This window comes from Pantoea piersonii, from assembly GCF_003612015.1.
Classification (GTDB): Bacteria; Pseudomonadota; Gammaproteobacteria; order Enterobacterales; family Enterobacteriaceae; genus Pantoea; species Pantoea piersonii.
The window spans coordinates 714100-733871 of sequence record NZ_RARB01000001.1 but is presented as its reverse complement, the minus strand read 5'-3'; the positions used below and the strand labels follow the sequence as shown (position 1 = coordinate 733871).

Genomic DNA, 19772 nt, shown 5'->3' with positions numbered 1-19772 from the left:
GCGGGAGACGTTGTTTTTATTTCAGCGCCATTGCATCGCGCAGCGTAAAGAAGAGATCGGTCTGATCGGTCAGTCCCACCACGTTCGCCGCCCAGGGGCCATAGGCCGCGATACGCAGCTGCGTGCCGGTATGTCCCTGCGAGTCGCTGTCTGAGTTGCCATAGCTGATGGTCATCACCGCGCCATCTTTGGTGTTGAGCGCCTGCGTCAGGCCTGGTGCCTTCGTCTCATTGGCGATGATCTGGCTGCTGTGCGCGTGATCCGCCGTGACGACCACCAGCGTATTGCCCTCTTCGCGCGCGAAGGCGAGCGCCTGCTGCACCGCTTCGTCGAGATCGACGGTTTCGCCGATTTGGCCACACGGGTTCGCCGCGTGATCTTCTTTATCGATCGATGCGCCCTCCACCTGCAGGAAGAAGCCGTTCGGGTTGGTTTTAAGCAGATCTATCGCTTTTGCGGTCATCTGCGCCAGCGTCGGGGTAGCGACCGGACGCTCTTTATTAACCTCGCAGGTTACTGCTGGCTGGTCGATATTACCGTGATAGCTCGCCTTCGGCCCTTTCCAGCGCACCGGCATATTGCCATCGGCAAACAGGCCGAGCAGCGGTTTCTGGTCACTGGCGGCGGTCACGGCGTTCAGCCCCTGCCAGTCGCTCACCAGCTGATATCCTCGCGCCTGCGCCTGCTCACGCAGGGTTTTGCCCTGATAGTCGCCCGCTTTCGCCACTTCGTTAAAGGATTTTGCGCCGCCGCCCAGCACCACGTCGGCGCGCGTTTTCAAAATTTGCTCGCTGATCGATCCTCTGCCGCCTTGCTCCAGCGCGTTGCTGGCGCACAGCTCGCTGGTTTTCTCCGGGCCGTAGCATTTGCGGCTGGTGACGTGCGCCATCAGCGCGGCGGGCGTGGCGTCCTGTAGCTCCGCCGTAGAGACGTTGCCGGTCGCTTTACCTGCCGCTTTGGCGATCTCCAGCAGGGTTTGCTGATCTTTGCCGTTGACGTCGACGCCGATAGCACCGTTATAGCTCTTGGTGCCAGTGGCCCACGCGGTGGCGGACGCGGCGGAATCGGTAACGTAGTCCGGCTTATGCGTTTTTTTGTCCAGCGAATAGTGGGTGTACTGACCGGTAAGCGGAAGCGCGTCCAGCCCTTTAAAGAAGCCGCCTGCGCCCTCCGCCAGATTGCGCGCCGCGGTGATTTCTGAGTCGCCCATGCCGTCGCCGATCAGCAGAATGACGTTTTTCGCCGTGGTGTTGCGCAGCGACGCTTTCAGCGCCTCTGTCTGATCGCCGGTCAGGCGACGTGCGCCGCCGTGCTGAGTAACGTCTCCGGTTGCGGCGCGCGACCAGGCTGCATCCGTTTGCGCGCTGGCGGTTTCGGCATGAACAGAGAAGCTCACCACTGAAGCGAGCAGCGAAAAGGTAAAGAGGCGCATCTGTTTCATCTTGTGTTCCCTTATTAGCAAAATTTACCAGAAGTTTCAGTCGTTAAGTCTGTGATGCTTTGGTGACGTTTTTGTGGCTGTGGGATTTCTTTTTGATGACAATCTGACCGAGCTGCGCAGTGATAAATCGATTCGAACAGAGCTTAAGCGGATAGAAAAAAAGAGAAAAATAGTGCTTGACCCTTTTCAGCCGACTCCCTATAGTAGCGCCCCGTTGACCCAGCAAGGTCGGCAAACAAAATGTGGTGAGGTGTCCGAGTGGCTGAAGGAGCACGCCTGGAAAGTGTGTATACGGCAACGTATCGGGGGTTCGAATCCCCCTCTCACCGCCATCATTTCGAAGAAGAGTCTGAACTTTAGTTCAGACTTTTTTTTGCCTGTCGCTCAGTGAGGGGACGGTAAGCGCCCCGCCCCTGGCGGGTTCGATAACTGGCGCAGTGAGATGAACAGCGGAGCCTGAGATGTTACCCGCAGGACGAGCGCAGCGGATGGATTCTCATCACTGCCAGCATTTCGATTCAGTTGAAGTTTCCATAATCTCTGGTGAAAGAGTCACAAGTTATTCCACCTGGCAGCATGCGCTCCACTTTTCATAACTGGAAAGACGAAGATAAGAGATGCCCTGGAGCAACTGGCCTAATGGACAATAAGTAATATGGCGGCCTGCTTCCAGGTAAAGTTGCCAGCTTTGTATTTCTACTTTTTTATACAAAATCAGCGAAAAATTGCGGGGCGTTGAAAGCGTCATTATAAGCTCTGTAATGAGATGCCGTCGCGGCTTAAATATTTACAGAATAATACGGAAGAGCTCTGGCTGCAGCTCTTCTGAGTTACTTAATAAAATCTTTAAAACGACTTTGATTATCTACCAACCAGTCTGGCATCAATTCCTTTGTAACAGGCCTGATTGCCATTTTGCGAGGCCGGTTCCAGATATCAATATTTTGTTCAACGCAACGGCGAATATGATCCGGGTTATTAAATTCGGGTAAATTATGCTCAGTGTGAGAAATGGTAGCCATTTTCTCGCTAATGCGGTCATCACTCATTACCCAGGAAAAGTGCCAGCCAGCATCATAAACGATGTGCGTTCGCAGCCTGAGGAGCCTCCAGCGCCACCAGCTTTCCCGGACAGGCGTGCCTTTACGCTTAACATTTCGAAGCAACTCCGGTTGCCCATGGAAAAAATGCTTCAGACGCTTAAAGGTGACCATTTTGGGTAATTTACACAGCCGCGGAGAACCATCGTCATTCAGAACCTGCACATTGAATTTGAAGTTATAGAAGTTTTGATAAAGCGTTGTGCAGATATGCCTGCGGCTAAATCGAGTTAAAGCCTCCGGACGAGGTATTTCATCGACGTCAGAAACGATAATAACATCGTTGTCTTTAGCCTCAACAAGCCCCTTCATAATGGAGTTGCGCGCTGTAGATTCGTTTTCCCAGGGATCGGTTTCACCCGCTTTAACCAGAGAGCTGTTTGAATAAAATGTTTCTTTATAAAATCTTGGCGGCGTGTCGTTCACGACATAAATTATTTGATCGCGGAAGACACTAAACTTCTCAATGTCAAAATTGAGCTTGTCCCGCCTCTTACCGGTGAACGTATAAAGCGACTCGACAATGACAAATTTATCAACGTGAGCATGCAGAGTATTAAGCCTTAATTCAAGAAGAAGGTCTTCATCGTAGTATAAAAAGCAATCATAAATCATTGTTATAAGCTCGCATGCAAAGCGTAATGAAAACGTAATGAAAACGTAATGATTTTAGCAAATTTATACATATGTACACAAATCGCCAACTGCCTGAGATGCGCTGAATTCAACAGAAAGGCTTCCCACAGTAAGTAAATTCCGCTGATTACCCCCGCCGCCTTTCCTGCCTGATTTTTAGTCTTAACCCTGCTGCTAACCAGCTCGTGCCTGTGCCGCTGCACACGTGTTTCAACTGCACGGACGACACACAGACAATGTTTATAACGGGCAAAGATACAGTGAGTTTGAGATGCGGATGTAGCCACGCAGTAATTTATCGATGTGTTGATGTGGAGGACTGCCGCAAAGGGGAGGAAAAAAGTGATGCTTGCTCTTGCTGATAAGTCAGTGGGCTGGTTTAGACTTCATTAACTTTTAAAAAAAACCCGGCCGAGGCCGGGTTTTGCTTGCTACACAGACTGACTCAATTAGCCATACGCATGGAGCGTTCGCTGACAGAGCGCCGAACGCACGCAGTCATCTTTGCCGAAGCGTACAATGCCGACCATCTCGTCCTCTTCGAATCGCGCCAGCGCGTCCGCAAGACCGGAAGGCACCCCAGCGGGCAAGTCGCACTGGGTAATATCGCCGTTAACAATCACCGTGACGTTTTCGCCAAGGCGCGTCAGGAACATCTTCATCTGGGCCGCAGTGACGTTTTGCGCCTCATCGAGGATCACTACTGCGTTTTCGAACGTGCGCCCGCGCATATAGGCGAAAGGCGCGATTTCCACCTTGCCGATTTCGGGTCGCAGACAGTACTGCATAAAGGAAGCGCCAAGACGTTTAACCAGAACGTCGTAGACCGGCCGGAAATACGGGGCAAATTTCTCTGAGATATCGCCTGGCAGGAATCCCAGATCCTCATCAGCCTGTAGCACCGGACGTGTGACGATAATCCTGTCGATATCCTTATGTATCAGGGACTCTGCCGCTTTCGCGGCGCTGATCCAGGTTTTACCGCATCCGGCCTCACCGGTCGCAAAGATCAGCTGCTTCGTTTCTATGGCATGGAGATAGTGCGCCTGAGCATCATTTCTGGCGGCTATCGGCGAACGGTCGCGCACATCGCGCGCCATCCCGATTGCATCCAGCCCACCCATCTGCACCAGCGAAGTGACCGATTCTTCTTCACGCTGACGATGACTGCGAGAGTCACTACGAAGCACCCTTCTGGCTTCACGACGCGCTTTGATCACTGCTTTCTGTCTTCCCATAGTCGCACCTTACAGTTGGTTTCATTTCCCGCGTTGGGCCGCTGCCCGTCACGATTAACTGAACGCTTTAGAGGTTTGATTGGCTTCCTTTAGAGCCATGACGTGCCGTTGATAAAGATGTGCCGCCGCACCGAAGCGCAGCCGCACACCGGTAAATTCGGAGGTGGAAATTACAATTTGATAAAGAAGAGTGTGCTGTCGAAGGCGCGCTGGCCCTCGCTGAAGAGTGTGAAACCTGAAGTGAAACTGTCTGTCCTGTAAAGGACCTTCCCATGCGCGACCTCAGTATGCGATACAACCCGCTTACCCATTAACTTGCACTAATTTTAACAGACTTGGCAACATTAATTTTACGAGCACTCCAGGAAATCAAAAACAGCAGGCGGCGACCAGCGAGGAGAAAAATTCTTTTGCAGATAAATGAAGGAATTACCTGTAAGACGCGGGAAATAATTTTTTTTCTGAGAGGGGGAAAAACCGCGCCGCCGTAGCGGCGGCGCAGGTAGATCAGGCTTCCAGCAGCGGCTGCGCCAGATAGTGCTTTTCGTCAGGAACGCCAGGCAAAACAAAGAAGTAGCCGCCGCCGATGGGACGAACATACTCTTCCAGCGCTTCGCCGTTGAGCCGTTTCTGTACCGTGATAAAGCCTTTTTCCAGATCGTGCTGATAACAGACGAACAGCAGGCCCATATCGAGCTGCCCCGATGCGGTGGTACCCGCCGAATAGCTGTAGCCGCGGCGCAGCATCAGGCTGCTTTCCGTCTCGCGCGTGCGTGGATTAGCAAGGCGGATATGCGCGTCAAGAGCGATGATTTCGCCATCCGGATCCCGGCTATAATCGGGTACGTCATGCTCATGCTGCATGCCCAGCGGCGCGCCACTCAGCTTGTCGCGGCCAAAAATGGTCTGTTGCTCGCCGAGCGGCGTGCGGTCCCACATCTCCACGTGAAAACGAATAATGCGCGCCGCCTGATAGCAGCCGTGGCGCGTCCACGCCGGCTCATCCTGATCGGCCGTCACCCACAGCAGCTGATCCATCAGCGGCTTATCCTGAGTGTCGGGATTCGCCGTACCATCCTTGAAGCCCAGCAGGTTAATCGGCGTCTCTTTGCCCTGGCTGCGCGCAGCGTGGTCGGCGATAAAGCCTTCGCGTCGCCAGCGTACTCCCAGCAGATCGGGAGTATATTTAACGATATCGCGCAGCGCGTGGATTACCGTGTCCTGGGTATTGGCGCAGATCTGCAGCAGCAGATCGCCATGGCACTGGGCGGCATCAAGCGAATCGTTGGGAAAGCGCGTCATGGTTTGCAGCTTTTTCGGCTTCAGCGCCTGCAGGCCAAAACGTTCGTCAAACAGCGACACGCCCACCGAAACCGTAATGGTCAGGTTATCCGGCGCGATCTCCGCGCCCAGAATACCGGAATCCATCGGCGGCAGTTTTGGATTGGGAACCGCCGGCGCCGCACCGCCTGTGGTCAAAAAGGCGATGCGCGCGGTCAGCAGCTTAAACAGCCGTACCAGTTCATCTTTGTCGCTGGCCAGCACGTCGAAGGCGACCAGCATCATCGAGGCCTGCTGCGGCGTGGTGATGCCCGCCTGATGCTGCCCGTAGAAAGGTTGTACCTGCTGTCGCGCATCGGGCGCAACCGTTCCGGGAGAGAAACTGTCGGCTGCGGCATGAAATGGACAACCGCCGCCCAGGGCGGCCACGCCGCCGAACAGACCCAGACCTTTTAACAGGCGCCGCCGTGCGGGCTGCGCCTCATCCTGTTTACGACTCATACTAATCCAGCCCTAAGGTACCGCGCAGTAAAGAGAGATCTTCCGCCAGCGCGGTAATCGGCCCTTTAAGCGCATTGCGATCCGCGCTGGTGAGCTTCTCGTAGGAGGTAAAGCCCTCTCCTGTGCGGTACTTACGCAAAATAGCGTCCACTTTTTTAAAGTTGCCGTCGACCTTCGCCAGCAGCTCCGGGTTCGCCTGCTGTAGTTGAGGACGCAGCAGATCAACGATTTTTTGCGCCCCGTCGACGTTCGCCTGGAAATCCCACAGGTCAGTGCGGCTGTAGCGATCTTCTTCACCGGAAATCTTACTGGAGGCCACCTCTTCAATCAGGCCTGCTGCGCCGCCGACCACTTTCACCGGCGGGAAGGCCAGCGCGCTGATGCGGGTCTGCAGATCCTTCACGTCGCGGTTAAGCTGCGTCGCGTAGCCCTCCATACCTTTGGTGCTGTTATCGCTGAACAGCGCTTTCTCCAGACGGTGGAAGCCGGTGAATTTTGGATCTTCCGCTTTCTTCTCATAATCGTCTTCGCGCGCGTCGATGCTGCTGTCGAGATCGGAGAAAAGCTCGGCGATGGGTTCGATACGCTCGTAGTGCTGGCGCGTCGGCGCATAGAGCGCTTTAGCCTTTTCGATATCGCCCGCTTTTACCGCCTGCGTGAAGGCTTCGGTGCTTGTCACCAGCTGCGCCACTTCCTGCGTCACGTAAGCTTTATATGCGGTAATAGGGCCCGCCAGCGCCAGCACATCGGGCTTGCCGCTTTTCGCGGCGGGCGAGGCGTCGCCCTGCACGATAAGCTTGCCCTTCGGGTTGCTCAGCAGGCCGCAGGTCATCTCATATTCGCCCGCTTCCAGATTAGCGGTCAGTTTCTGGCTGAAGCCCGGCGCGATATTCTCACGCTCTTCCACCACCAGAACGCCTTTCAGAATCTCCCACTCCAGCGCTTTCTGGCTGTTGTTCTTAATCAGAAACTGGGTTTTACCTGCCTTGACCGTTAGCTGCATCGGTTCGCACTGGGTATCCGTCACGCTGACGGTAACTTGCGGAATATCGGCAGCCGCAGCGGTTCCCGACAACGCCAGCAGAGAAGCCAGCAGAGTTTTGCGGCGAAAGCGAATCATCATAAAGTTATCCCTGTTTAGTAGAAAGTTGGCGCGCCGGACGCGCCGGCAGTAAAAACAGCAGCAGCGCCGGAATAAGATAAAGAAAATAGACGGCCACTTCGCTGATGCTGGGCGTCTCCTGATAGCCCAGTACGCCCTCAAGCAGCGTGCCCGCCAGCGAATGCGTGGAGAGCACGTTGCTCAGATCGAAGGCGACAGACTGAAAGTGATTCCAGAGGCCTGCCTCATGAAATGCGCGGATAGCGCCCGCCGCCAGTCCGGCAGCGACAAACAGAATAAACAGACTGCTCCAGCGGAAGAAGTGCGCCATATTCAGGCGAACGCCGCCCCAGTAGAGCAGCATTCCCAGCACCACCGCCGTCGCCAGCCCCAGCACCGCGCCCGCAGGCGGCGCATAGCCGACATCCTGCGTAAAGGCCGCCAGCAGGAAGAACACCGACTCCAGTCCTTCGCGCGCAACGGCGAGAAACACCATCAGCACCAGCGCCAGCCCGCCGCGACCGCTCTGGTTCAGCGCCTGGTCGACCGCCTGTTCAAGCTGTACGCGCATATTGCGCGCCACCTTGCGCATCCAGAACACCATTGAGGTCAGGATCGCTACGGCGACCACGGCCACAATACCCTCGAACAGCTCCTGCTGTTTCTGTGGGAACTCGCCGGTGGTCGCGTTGATGATAATGCCAAGCGCCAGGCAGAGCGCCGCGGCAATAGATACCCCAGCCCACAGCGCCGGGAACCAGCGGGTGCGGCCAGTACGCTTCAGATAGCTGGCGATCAGGCTGACGATCAGCGCCGCTTCCAGGCCTTCACGCAGCATGATAAGAAAAGGAACAAACATCGCCGACCTCTTGAATGTTATATAGCGTCAACCGCAGGTAAAGTTGGGTAAAATGCGAACGATACCGATTATCATTATCGCAAGAAAAAAAACAAGTAATGGACCGAAATTATTTCGCTGACCGCAGGCAAAAAAAAGCCCGCTCCCTTAAAAGAGAGCGGGCTTTATAGGGGAACGCGTTACTTAGCGAGGTACTCCGCCTCTGCTGCTGCGAAGCGCTGCTGCGCGGCGGCAGAAGGCGCGCGGCCCAGCAGGCTGAAGACCACAATCGCAATGCTGGAGAAAGCAAAGCCCGGAATGATCTCGTAGAGACCCAGCCAGCCATACTGTTTCCAGATCAGCACCGTCGCCGCGCCGATGATCATGCCCGCCAGCGCGCCGTTGCGCGTCATACGTTTCCAGCAGACGCCGAACAGCACTACCGGACCAAAGGCTGCGCCGAAACCGGCCCAGGCGTAGCTCACCAGCCCCAGCACGCGGTTATCAGGGTTAGAGGCGAGCGCAATGGCGATTAGCGCCACCAGCAGCACCATCGCGCGGCCAAACCATACCAGCTCTTTCTGGCTGGCATTTTTGCGCAGGAAGCCTTTGTAGAGATCTTCAGTCAGGGCGCTGGAGCAGACCAGCAGCTGACAGCTCAGCGTCGACATAACCGCCGCAAGGATTGCTGAAAGCAGGATACCGGCGATCCACGGGTTGAACAGAATGCGCGCCAGTTCGATAAATACGCGCTCGCCGTTGCCGCTGACGTTTGCCGCCTGCTCCGGGTGATTCTGGAAGTAGGCGATGCCGAAGAAGCCGACCGCGACCGCGCCTGCCAGGCAGAGCACCATCCACGCCATGCCGATGCGGCGCGCCGTGCGGATGGAGCGGTGCGAATCGGCCGCCATAAAGCGCGCCAGAATATGCGGCTGCCCGAAATAGCCGAGTCCCCAGCCCAGCAGCGAAATCACTGCAACGAAGTTCAGCCCTTTCAGCATATTGAGGTTTTCAATGCTTTTCGCTTCTATCACCGCCAGCGAACTGTCCAGTCCGCCCACGGCGACAATCACGATAACTGGCGTCAGGATCAGGGCAAAAATCATCAGGCTCGCCTGTACGGTATCGGTCCAGCTTACCGCGAGGAAGCCGCCAATCAGCGTATAGAGAATGGTTGCCGCCGCACCGGCCCACAGCGCGGTTTCATAGCTCATGCCGAAGGTGCTTTCAAACAGGCGCGCGCCCGCTACCACGCCTGATGCGCAGTAGATAGTGAAGAAAATCAGGATCACCAGCGCCGAGATGACGCGCAGGATTTTGCTGTTGTCTTCAAAGCGGCTGGTAAAGAAATCGGGCAGCGTCAGGGCGTTGTCATGATGCTCGGTCTGCACGCGCAGACGGCCCGCCACAATTTTCCAGTTAAGCCAGGCGCCGATGGTCAGGCCGATGGCGATCCAGCTTTCCGAAATGCCGGAGAGGAATATCGCGCCCGGCAGGCCCATCAGCAGCCAGCCGCTCATATCCGACGCCCCTGCCGAGAGCGCAGTGACGAAGCTGCCCAGACTGCGGCCGCCCAGAATATAATCGTCAAAGTTTTTAGTGGAACGGTAGGCCGCCAATCCTATCAGCACCATTCCAAGGATATAGATCACAAAAGTCACCAGCATCGGTGTGCTTACACTCATTCGTCTCTCCACTTTTATAGTTGATTTCCCGTGAGAAACCGCACGCTGTGGCCTCGTCGGAACGGGGCGAGGCTACAGGTTTTGTCCAGATTCAGGCGCCTGACGTTTCCTGAGGCGCGGTATCCTGCCGGAAAGGCGCGACGCGCACAATGGATTTAACACAGGCGTTACAGCGATTTCACCTGTTACTGGCTAAATTTTGTCAACAGGTTGCACTCGCTCACAGTTCAGAAGTTGCACCAACGTAAACCCCTGGTAATGCAGTAGGTTAGCGCCGCACAATTCTGGCGAGATTCTTGCAGCAAGTTCCGTGCCGCCTTTTAAAGCATTAACAAATTAATCATTAAAAAGGCTGTTACGCAGGTCACACTTAACACGGTTGCACAAAGTTGCAACATCAGTGATAGTGCTGCCCACGCAGTGAGATACAGATACAGGAGCAGAAAGGTCATGGGCACGACAACAATGGGGGTGAAGCTGGATGAGGCCACCCGCGAACGCATTAAACTGGCGGCGCAGAAGGTTGACCGCACGCCGCACTGGCTGATTAAACAGGCGATTTTTAACTACCTTGGTCAGCTGGAGAGCGGCGCCGCGCTGCCGGAAATTCCGCTGACGGCGGGCTCGCTGGCAGAGCCGGAAGAGAGCGCGCCTGAAGAGACGCACCAGCCGTTCCTCGACTTCGCCGAGCATATTCTGCCGCAGTCAGTGACGCGCGCTGCTATTACTGCCGCCTGGCGTCGCCCAGAGACCGACGCGGTGCCGATGCTGCTGGAACAGGCGCGTCTGCCCGCGGCGCTGGCGGAGAAAACCCATCAGCTCGCTTACAGCCTCGCGGACAAGCTGCGGCACCAAAAAGGTGCAACCGGACGCGCCGGAATGGTGCAAAGCCTGCTGCAGGAGTTCTCGCTCTCCTCTCAGGAGGGTGTGGCACTGATGTGCCTGGCGGAGGCGCTGCTGCGTATTCCCGACAAGCCGACGCGCGACGCGCTGATCCGCGACAAGATCAGTAACGGCAACTGGCAGTCGCATCTGGGCCGCAGCCCTTCCCTGTTCGTGAATGCCGCTACCTGGGGCCTGCTGTTTACCGGCCGTCTGGTCTCTACCCATAACGAAGCCAACCTGTCGCGCTCGCTGAACCGCATTATCGGCAAGAGCGGTGAGCCGCTGGTGCGCAAAGGCGTGGATATGGCGATGCGTCTGATGGGCGAGCAGTTCGTTACCGGCGAGACCATCGCCGAGGCGCTGGCGAACGCGCGTAAGCTGGAGGAGAAAGGCTTCCGCTACTCCTACGATATGCTGGGCGAAGCGGCGCTGACCGCCAGCGACGCCAAAGCTTATCTGGTCTCCTACCAGCAGGCGATCCACGCCATTGGCAAAGCCTCCAACGGGCGCGGCATTTATGAAGGACCGGGCATCTCCATCAAGCTCTCCGCCCTGCACCCGCGCTACAGCCGCGCCCAGTACGATCGCGTCATGGAAGAGCTCTACCCTATCCTGAAATCTCTGACGCTGCTGGCGCGCTCTTACGACATCGGCATCAATATCGATGCCGAAGAGGCGGACCGTCTGGAGCTGTCGCTCGATCTGCTGGAGAAGCTCTGCTTCGAGCCGGAGCTGGAAGGCTGGAACGGCATCGGCTTTGTCATTCAGGCCTATATGAAGCGTTGCCCGTTCGTGATCGACTCGCTGATCGATCTGGCGCAGCGCAGCCGCCGCCGCCTGATGATCCGTCTGGTGAAAGGCGCCTACTGGGACAGCGAAATCAAACGCGCCCAGGTAGAAGGTCTCGAAGGCTATCCGGTCTATACCCGCAAGGTCTACACCGACATCTCCTACCTGGCGTGCGCGCGCAAGCTGCTGGCGGTGCCGAATCTCATCTACCCGCAGTTCGCCACCCACAATGCGCATACGCTGGCGGCGATCTATCAGCTGGCGGGCAATAACTACTACCCGGGCCAGTATGAGTTCCAGTGCCTGCACGGTATGGGCGAACCGCTCTATGAGCAGGTGGTCGGCAAAGTGGCGGACGGCAAGCTGAATCGTCCATGCCGCATCTATGCGCCGGTCGGCACCCATGAAACGCTGCTCGCCTACCTGGTGCGTCGCCTGCTGGAAAACGGCGCCAATACCTCCTTTGTTAACCGCATCGCTGATACTTCCCTGCCGATTGACGAGCTAGTGGCCGACCCGGTTGCGGCGGTTGAAAAGCTGGGCGCGAGCGAAGGCGCGATTGGTCTGCCCCACCCGAAAATTCCGCTGCCGCGCGATCTTTACGGCGCGGGACGCAGCAACTCGGCAGGCATCGATATGGCCAACGAACATCGTCTGGCATCGCTCTCCAGCGCCCTGCTAAGCAGCGCCGCGCAGCCCTGGCTGGCGCAGCCGATCATTGACGGCGAACTGGGCGAAGGCGAAACACGCGCGGTGATCAACCCGGCCGCGCCGGGCGATATCGTCGGTCAGGTGCGCGAAGCCAGCGAAGCGGAAGTGTCGCTGGCGCTGGACGCCGCGGTGAACGCCGGACCGATCTGGTTCGCGACGCCGCCGGACGAGCGCGCGGCGATCCTCGAGCGCGCCGCGCAGTATATGGAAGACGGAATGCAGCAGCTGATCGGCATTCTGGTGCGCGAAGCGGGCAAAACCTATAACAACGCTATCGCCGAAGTACGCGAGGCGGTCGATTTCCTGCGTTACTACGCCGGTATGGTGCGCGACGATTTCGATAATGAAACGCATCGCCCGCTCGGTCCGGTGGTCTGTATCAGCCCGTGGAACTTCCCGCTGGCGATCTTTACCGGCCAGATTGCGGCCGCGCTGGCGGCGGGCAACAGCGTGCTGGCTAAGCCTGCGGAGCAGACGCCGCTGATCGCCGCGCAGGCGGTGCAGATCCTGCTGGACGCGGGCGTGCCTGCGGGCGTGCTGCAACTACTGCCTGGCAACGGCGAAACCGTCGGCGCGCAGCTGACGCGCGACCCGCGCGTGCGCGGCGTCATGTTTACCGGCTCTACCGCCGTGGCGACGCTGCTGCAGCGCAACCTGGCTGGCCGCCTCGATCCGCAAGGGCGCCCGACGCCGCTTATCGCCGAAACCGGCGGTCTGAATGCGATGATCGTCGACTCCTCTGCTCTGACCGAGCAGGTCGTCGTCGATATTCTCGCCTCGGCGTTCGACAGCGCCGGACAGCGCTGCTCGGCGCTGCGTCTGCTCTGCATCCAGGAAGACGTGGCGGACCACACGCTGAAGATGCTGCGCGGCGCGATGGCCGAGTGCCGCATGGGCAACCCGGAGCGTCTCTCTACCGATATCGGTCCGGTGATCGACGCCGAGGCGAAAGCGGGTATCGAGCGTCATATTCAGGAGATGCGCAATAAGGGCAATACCGTCTACCAGGCGGTACAGGATAATCCGCAGGATCGTTCGGAGTGGCAAAGCGGCACCTTTATCAAGCCGACGCTGATTGAGATTAACCAGGTAAGCGATCTCGACAAAGAGATTTTCGGTCCGGTGCTGCACGTGGTGCGCTTTGCGCGCAACGCCCTGCCGCAGCTGATCGAACAGATCAACGCTGGCGGCTACGGCCTGACGCTGGGCGTTCATACCCGCATCGATGAAACCATCGCGCAGGTAACCGCAAACGCCAAAGTCGGCAACCTCTACGTTAACCGCAATATGGTGGGCGCGGTCGTCGGCGTGCAGCCGTTCGGCGGCGAAGGGCTTTCCGGTACCGGTCCGAAAGCGGGCGGGCCGCTCTATCTCTATCGCCTGCTGGCCAGCCGTCCGGAGGAGGCGCTGAGCACTACCTTTAATCGCCAGGATGCTGAACGCCCGGCGGACGGCACGCTGCGCGAGGCGCTGCTGGTGCCGCACAAGGCGCTGAGCGCCTGGGCGCAGCAGGACAAACCTGAACTGGCCGCGCTCTGTCAGCGCTACGCCACCCTGGCGCAGGCGGGCACCGTACGGCTGCTGACCGGCCCGACCGGCGAGCGCAACACCTTCTCGCTGCTGCCGCGTGAACAGGTGCTCTGCCTCGCCGATAACGAGCAGGATGCGCTGGTACAGCTGGCGGCGGTGACCAGCGTCGGCAGTCAGGCGCTGTGGCCGGACGATGAGCTGCACCGCAAGCTGCGCCATGAGCTGCCGCAGACGGTGCAGGCGCGCATCACCCTGGCGAAAGATTACTTTGCCAGCCACTTTGACGCGGTGATCTACCATGGCGACGCCGATCAGCTGCGCACGCTGTGCGAGCAGATTGCGGCGCGCGACGGCGCGATTGTGTCGGTGCAGGGCTTCGCCCGCGGCGAAACGCATCTGCTGCTGGAGCGTCTGCTGATTGAGCGTTCGCTGAGCGTCAATACCGCCGCGGCGGGCGGCAACGCCAGCCTGATGACCATCGGTTGATAATGCGGGCGGTTCGCCGCCCTGCTTTTCTGAAGGCTCGTCTGCTGCGACGCCGCCATGAAAAAAGGCACATCTTGCGATGTGCCTTTTTGTTATGTGTGTGCTGTGTGGGAATCTTTGCCCCGTTAAGCCTGATTGCTGTTCAGGATGAGCTGGCCGTTACGGTCCAGCGGGATGCGGGTACCAGGGTCGTTTTCCATACGGATTTTGCCCTGCTGGTCGCCTATTTTATAGGTCACGTCATAACCCAGCATCTTTTCTTGTTTATCGTAAACCGTTTTGCAACGCTGCTCTGAGGTGGTGTAGGTGTCGCGATCCTGCAAGCCGCCCTGCACCTGGTTGCCGGCATAGCCGCCCGCCAGCGCGCCTGCGACCGTCGCTACATCGCGTCCTCGTCCGCCACCGAACTGGTGGCCCAGCACACCGCCCGCTACCGCACCCAGCACTGAACCGGCGATGCGGTTCTCATCCTGCACTGCGCGACGATGAGTCAGCGTAACGTTGCGGCATTCCTGCCGCGGCTGCTTGATGCTCTCTTTGATCGGCGTCGCTGAAAGCACCTGCGCATACTGCGGACCACGATCGAATACGTCCATGCTGGCAACGGCGGCCACGCCCAAAGCGGCTGCAACACCGATACCGATACCCGCTAACATTGATTTATTCACAGGATTGTCCTCCTGAAGTTGTTACCGTGCATGCGTGCCGCGACGATGTCCCCTGTCGCTATGGCACAGAACGGCGTGCACGACCCGCCGTATCGTTGCAGGAAGTTTTACAGATGGCCCGAAATTGCAACATCAGATTAATGGAGGAAAACGCACCGGAGCCGGATCAGGACCAGCTTTTCGGAGAGTTCTGAGGGGGGTCAACACAAGAACTTCAATTAATTTGTGTTATGGGTCAGAAGGTTAACGAGCAACAGAGGCGGGAAAAGGCGGCTTACGCCGCCTGGTAATCATTAGTGCAGCTTGAGACGCGGGCGGATAACGCGGTTCAGGCTGCCTACCAGCATCATCAGACCCGTCTTGAAGTAGCCGTGGAGCGCAATCTGATGCATACGATATAAAGAGATGTAGACGAAGCGCGCGATGCGGCCCTCTACCATCATCGAGCCGCGCATCAGGTTGCCCATCAGGCTGCCTACGGTACTGAAGCGCGACAGCGAGACCAGCGAGCCGTGATCTTTATAGACATAGGCTTTCAGCGGTTTGCCGCTGCGCTGGGCGAGGATATTCTCCATCGCACGCGACGCCATCTGGTGCGCCGACTGGGCGCGCGGCGGCACGAAGCCGCCCGACGGCAGCGCGCAGGAGGCGCAGTCGCCGATGGCATAGATATCGTCATCCCGCGTGGTTTGCAGCGTCTCTTTCACCACCAGCTGGTTGATGCGGTTGGTTTCCAGGCCGCCGATCTCTTTCAGGAAGTCCGGCGCTTTGATGCCCGCCGCCCACACCATCAGATCCGCCTCGATAAATTCGCCGCCCTTGGTGTGCAGGCCGTTTTTATCCGCGCTGGTCACCATGGTTTGCGTCAGCACGCGCACGCCCAGTTTGGTGAGCTCACTGTGCGCCGCAGCGGAGATGCGCGGCGGCAGCGCAGGCAAAATGCGCTCGCCCGCTTCCACCAGCGTGACGTTCAGCGCCTCGCTGCTCAGCCCTTTATAGCCATAGCTGTGCAGCTGTTTAACCGCGTTATGCAGCTCGGCAGAGAGCTCAACGCCAGTCGCCCCGCCGCCAACGATGGCGATATTGACCTTCTCCAGACGGCCTTCACTGGCGGAGAATTTCAGGAACTGGTTCAGCATCTCATTGTGGAAACGCTGCGCCTGATGCGGGTTGTCGAGGAAAATACAGTGATCTTTAACGCCCGGGGTGCCGAAGTCGTTCGAGGTGCTGCCCAGCGCCATCACCAGGGTGTCGTAAGCCAGCTCACGCTGCGGCACCAGCACTTCGCCGTTGTCGTCGCGCATCTCCGCCAGCTCTATGGTTTTACGCTCGCGGTTGATATTGGTCAGCGAGCCGAGCTGGAACTGAAAACCGTGATTGCGCGCGTGCGCCAGATAGCTCAGCGCGTCAATCCCCTCGTCCATCGATCCGGTCGCCACTTCATGCAGCAGCGGCTTCCACAGGTGGCTGTGGTTGCGATCCACCAGAATAATCTCGGCCTTTTTCTTGCGGCCCAGCTTATGGCCGAGCTGCGTGGCCATCTCCAGTCCGCCCGCGCCGCCGCCGACAATAACGATTTTTTTCATGGATGTAGTCAACAAGACCCCCTCAAGATGTGAACCAATAGTTAATCAATGGTTAAATTAAACCTTAATAAACATAGGGTTGGCGAAGTTAAAATCGCTGCTAAGGGCAGAATAGCATGGGCAGGGAAGATGGTCATACCAAAATTGATCCACATCAATTACGCACTGGATCGGCCGGAATATGACGCGAAGCAGCCGGGCGCCTGTCTGACGCCCGCTGGTTTAACTTAATGTTTTGAAAGCGTTAATTCTCTGAAGGTGCGGCGAGATATTCCTGAACTTATGACCCTCAGCCTCGTCCCAGATAATTTCATAGAAGGGATGCAGCGTTTCCGCGCTGCGCTGGCTGTCGAGCGCCTCATCGCGGCGCGACAGGAATACCAGGCAACGATCGCGGTTCTTCTCGCGAAAATCGCTGACGCACTTGGTAGCGATATCCAGATACTCTTCTGGCCGATCGATTTTCCCCTCCATATTTTCAAAGGGAAACAGATTCGGGTTGAAAATGGCCTGCCGAATGCCGCAGAGAAAACCGATGCGCTCCGCCCAGTAGCCGCCCAGTCCGACGCCGCAGATCAGCGGCTGGCTGCCGCCGCCGTGCGTCAGCATCTTGTCGGTCTCTTTCAGCAGGAACTGCATATCGTGTCTGGGATGGCGGGTGCTGTAGCCGATCAGCCTGACGTCAGGATCGATAAACTGCAGCTGCAGCACCTTTTCATGGTTGCCCGGACTACTGGAATCGAAACCGTGCAGATAAATAATCATGACACTCCTCAGCGTTGTGCGCGCCAGGAGAATGCCTTACTTCCCTGACGCTTTGTGTTCCAGCCAGCGCGCCTGCAGATTGCTCAGCTGCTGCGCGTTCTGCTTCCAGCGCGTGCTCTGCTGCAGGTTCTGGCGGGTAAGAGTTCCCCGATGGTACAGCCGCGGCACGCGTTCAGCGCCGATCGCGATCAAATTATCCAGCACGCTGATGGCGCCTTCGCGATGGTTGCAGACCAGAATCATGTCGCATCCGGCCGACAGCGACTGCTGCGCGCGTTCCGCGTAGCTGCCCATAATCGCCGCGCCCTCCATTGAGAGATCGTCTGAAAAGATCACGCCGTCGAAGCCCAGCTGCTCACGCAGCACCGTTTTCAGCCAGTAAGGGGAACCGCTGGCGGGCAGCGGGTCTATCTCAGTATAGATAACGTGCGCCGGCATGACGGCATCCAGCGCGCCTTCGTCGAACAGCGCCTGGAAGATCGCCATGTCGTGACGGCGCAGGGTCTTCAGATCGCGCGGATCGCGCGGGGTCTCTTTGTGCGAATCGGCGCTGACCGCGCCGTGTCCGGGAAAGTGCTTCCCGGTGGTTTTCATGCCCGCTTCATGCATGCCGGCAATAAAGCGGCGCGCCATCGCCAGCGCAATCTGCGGATCCTCATGGAAAGAGCGATCGCCAATCGCCGCGCTGATATGGCCCAGATCCAGCACCGGCGCGAAACTGATGTCGATATCCATGGCGATCATCTCTGCCGCCATCTGCCAGCCCGCCTGCTGCGCCAGCTCGCCGCCGGTTTCCTCGTCGTGCAGCGCCGCGAAAGACTGCATCGCGGGTAAGGTGGTGAAGCCGTCGCGGAAGCGCTGCACGCGTCCGCCTTCCTGATCGACCGCCACCACCAGCCGCGTGCGCGACGCGCTGCGGATCTGGCGCACCAGTTCGGCCAGCTGCGCCGGATCGTGATAGTTGCGCGCAAAGAGGATCACGCCGCCCACCGTGGGGTGCTTCAGGATCTCCCGCTCTTCGGCGTCCAGTTCAAAGCCTGCGACATCCAGCATCAGCGGCCCGGGAAGTTGTGTTGTCATAATCTGTTCCTGGCGCGGCGCCATCGCCGCGCGAATTAAATGTGTTGCCAGCTCTGCTGTGCCAGCTGTTGCAGCGCTGCATCGCCGCTCTGCTCAGCGCGCAGCTGATACCAGCTCGCCATCAGCAGCCGCAGCCAGGGCTGCCAGCGGGCAACCTGACGCGCAAGCGCCGCAGGCGACAGGCAGGCCGCCTGCGCATACGCCTCCAGCCAGCGGCTCGCCTGCTCAGGATCGGCGGCGCACAGCGCGGCAAGCTCAAGCGCCACGTCGCCGTCTGCGGCGTATTCCCAGTCGATCAGATGCAGCCCTTTCTCATCCGCAATCAGGTTTCCGGCGTGGACATCCATATGCAGCGGCGTCAGGCGCAGCGGCCGCGGCTCGCCGACGCGCGCTAGCTGGCGCAGCGCGCGCTGCCAGCGAACGTGCCGCTGTCGGCACAGCTGCCAGTAGCGTTGCAGCAGCGGCAGCAGCCGCAGGGCATAGCCGGTTAATGGCTGACGATGCAGCCGCAGCAGCAGGGAGATGACCTCTTCGCGCCGCTGCTGAAACATCTGCATCGACAAGGGTTCGCCCTGTTGCCACGGCAGCAGCAGAAGCTGCGCGTCACCCACTAAGGGACGCGGCGTCAGGCCGCTGGGGTGCAGTTTGCGCAGCAGGCGCGCTTCGCGCTGGCGTTCAACAAAAGGTATCGGCGGCTGCGGCGCAGGCCGCACAATAAATGCGCCCTGCCCGTTTTCCAGTTTGCTGCTCTGTCCGGTGAGCCCCTGCAGCGGCGTTAACCTGCCCGCCGTAAAGCCCGGCAGCCGTTTTTCTATCCGCGCAAGCAGCAGGGGATCAATTCTGGGCGACACCTTTGCCTGACCAGACGATCTCGCCGGTCTGCACCAGCATCAGCTGCATCTGCAGCGTCGGGGTTTTTACGTCGCCCTGCGCCGTGCTGTAAAGCACATACTGCGCGTTCAGCGTGCGGGCCAGACCAATCGCCTTGCTGCGCGAGTTAAGGCTGTCGTCTGGCGACAGTCCCAGCGTCTGCTTGGCCTGCGCCAGCTGATCGCTGGTCACCAGCGTAAACTTGCCGTTGTTGGCCAGCGCGTTTTGAATCGCGTCGGTGGCTTTTTCGCTCTGCAGCGCGCCGTTGGTGCTGTTTTTGATGCGATCGACCATCAGCACGCTGCCCGGCGCGGCGCTGCTGGACGAACGCAGCATCTGCGCCACCAGCGGCTGCACGCTGGCGTCCCAGTTGATGGTTTTCAGCTTCGGTGGCTGCGGCACCGGCTGCGTCGGCTGCTCCGGTATCGGCTGCGGCTGCGGTACGGGCTGCGGCTGCGTGGGTTCGTTGGGTTGCGTCGGTTCTACAGGCGCAGGCTGCTGCTGTTTAATCACGCAGCCGGAAAGAATGAGCGCCATCAGTAGCGCTCCGGAACGAGGGAGTCGGCGAATCACGTAACAG

At 58.5% G+C, this 19772-nt stretch carries 15 protein-coding genes and 1 tRNA gene; 2 read left to right on the top strand and 14 right to left on the bottom strand.

Annotation, left to right across the window (positions count from 1 at the left end; all coding sequences use genetic code 11):
* Positions 1-16: 16 nt before the first annotated feature.
* Positions 17-1441 carry an alkaline phosphatase gene (gene phoA / locus D7S44_RS03520; protein WP_120452087.1) on the bottom strand — a complete coding sequence of 475 codons (1425 nt, stop codon included), beginning with the start codon at positions 1439-1441 and terminating at the stop codon, positions 17-19.
* Between the two features lie 244 nt (positions 1442-1685).
* Here phoA and D7S44_RS03515 point away from each other — a divergent pair.
* Positions 1686-1773, top strand: a tRNA-Ser gene (locus D7S44_RS03515).
* 227 nt (positions 1774-2000) lie between these two features.
* Here D7S44_RS03515 and D7S44_RS23260 read toward each other — a convergent pair.
* The 7 genes from D7S44_RS23260 to putP all read right to left on the bottom strand — a co-directional run bounded on the left by D7S44_RS23260 (position 2001) and on the right by putP (position 9822).
* The gene (locus D7S44_RS23260; protein ID WP_147402080.1) at positions 2001-2189 is read right to left on the bottom strand and encodes a hypothetical protein; all 189 of its coding nucleotides are present in this window, start codon (positions 2187-2189) and stop codon (positions 2001-2003) included.
* A gap of 82 nt (positions 2190-2271) precedes the next feature.
* On the bottom strand, positions 2272-3156 hold the full coding sequence (locus D7S44_RS03510; RefSeq protein WP_120452085.1) for a glycosyltransferase family 17 protein: 885 nt from the start codon (positions 3154-3156) through the stop codon (positions 2272-2274).
* A gap of 470 nt (positions 3157-3626) precedes the next feature.
* Positions 3627-4415 (bottom strand): phosphate starvation-inducible protein PhoH, encoded by a 789-nt coding sequence (gene phoH, locus D7S44_RS03505; protein ID WP_120452083.1) that lies wholly within the window; start codon positions 4413-4415, stop codon positions 3627-3629.
* A 507-nt stretch (positions 4416-4922) separates the two neighbouring features.
* The gene (gene efeB / locus D7S44_RS03500; protein WP_120452081.1) at positions 4923-6197 is read right to left on the bottom strand and encodes an iron uptake transporter deferrochelatase/peroxidase subunit; all 1275 of its coding nucleotides are present in this window, start codon (positions 6195-6197) and stop codon (positions 4923-4925) included.
* Between the two features lies 1 nt (position 6198).
* On the bottom strand, positions 6199-7320 hold the full coding sequence (efeO, locus tag D7S44_RS03495) for an iron uptake system protein EfeO (protein WP_120452079.1): 1122 nt from the start codon (positions 7318-7320) through the stop codon (positions 6199-6201).
* A gap of 4 nt (positions 7321-7324) precedes the next feature.
* The gene (gene efeU / locus D7S44_RS03490; protein WP_120452077.1) at positions 7325-8158 is read right to left on the bottom strand and encodes an iron uptake transporter permease EfeU; all 834 of its coding nucleotides are present in this window, start codon (positions 8156-8158) and stop codon (positions 7325-7327) included.
* A 179-nt stretch (positions 8159-8337) separates the two neighbouring features.
* Positions 8338-9822 (bottom strand): sodium/proline symporter PutP, encoded by a 1485-nt coding sequence (putP, locus tag D7S44_RS03485; protein WP_120452075.1) that lies wholly within the window; start codon positions 9820-9822, stop codon positions 8338-8340.
* 450 nt (positions 9823-10272) lie between these two features.
* Here putP and putA point away from each other — a divergent pair, with 450 nt between their 5' ends.
* Positions 10273-14223: a trifunctional transcriptional regulator/proline dehydrogenase/L-glutamate gamma-semialdehyde dehydrogenase gene (gene putA / locus D7S44_RS03480; RefSeq protein ID WP_120452073.1), complete on the top strand. Its 3951-nt coding sequence runs from the start codon at positions 10273-10275 to the stop codon at positions 14221-14223.
* Between the two features lie 125 nt (positions 14224-14348).
* Here putA and D7S44_RS03475 read toward each other — a convergent pair whose 3' ends face one another.
* From D7S44_RS03475 to lpoB, 6 genes are all read right to left on the bottom strand, one after another.
* Positions 14349-14891 (bottom strand): glycine zipper 2TM domain-containing protein, encoded by a 543-nt coding sequence (locus D7S44_RS03475; RefSeq protein ID WP_033750889.1) that lies wholly within the window; start codon positions 14889-14891, stop codon positions 14349-14351.
* 293 nt (positions 14892-15184) lie between these two features.
* Complete coding sequence (locus tag D7S44_RS03470) at positions 15185-16489, bottom strand: NAD(P)/FAD-dependent oxidoreductase (RefSeq protein ID WP_120452071.1); 1305 nt, start codon at positions 16487-16489, stop codon at positions 15185-15187.
* Positions 16490-16699: 210 nt separating this feature from the next.
* Entirely contained in the window at positions 16700-17242 is a 543-nt protein-coding gene (ycfP, locus tag D7S44_RS03465) for an alpha/beta hydrolase YcfP (RefSeq protein WP_120452069.1), read from the bottom strand.
* 36 nt (positions 17243-17278) lie between these two features.
* Positions 17279-18322 carry a beta-N-acetylhexosaminidase gene (nagZ, locus tag D7S44_RS03460; RefSeq protein WP_120452858.1) on the bottom strand — a complete coding sequence of 348 codons (1044 nt, stop codon included), beginning with the start codon at positions 18320-18322 and terminating at the stop codon, positions 17279-17281.
* Between the two features lie 35 nt (positions 18323-18357).
* Positions 18358-19173, bottom strand: coding sequence for a thiamine kinase (gene thiK, locus D7S44_RS03455; RefSeq protein ID WP_120452067.1), 816 nt, complete (start codon positions 19171-19173; stop codon positions 18358-18360).
* The gene (lpoB, locus tag D7S44_RS03450) at positions 19157-19765 is read right to left on the bottom strand and encodes a penicillin-binding protein activator LpoB (protein WP_120452065.1); all 609 of its coding nucleotides are present in this window, start codon (positions 19763-19765) and stop codon (positions 19157-19159) included. Before lpoB ends, thiK begins: the two co-directional genes overlap by 17 nt.
* Positions 19766-19772 lie beyond the last annotated feature (7 nt).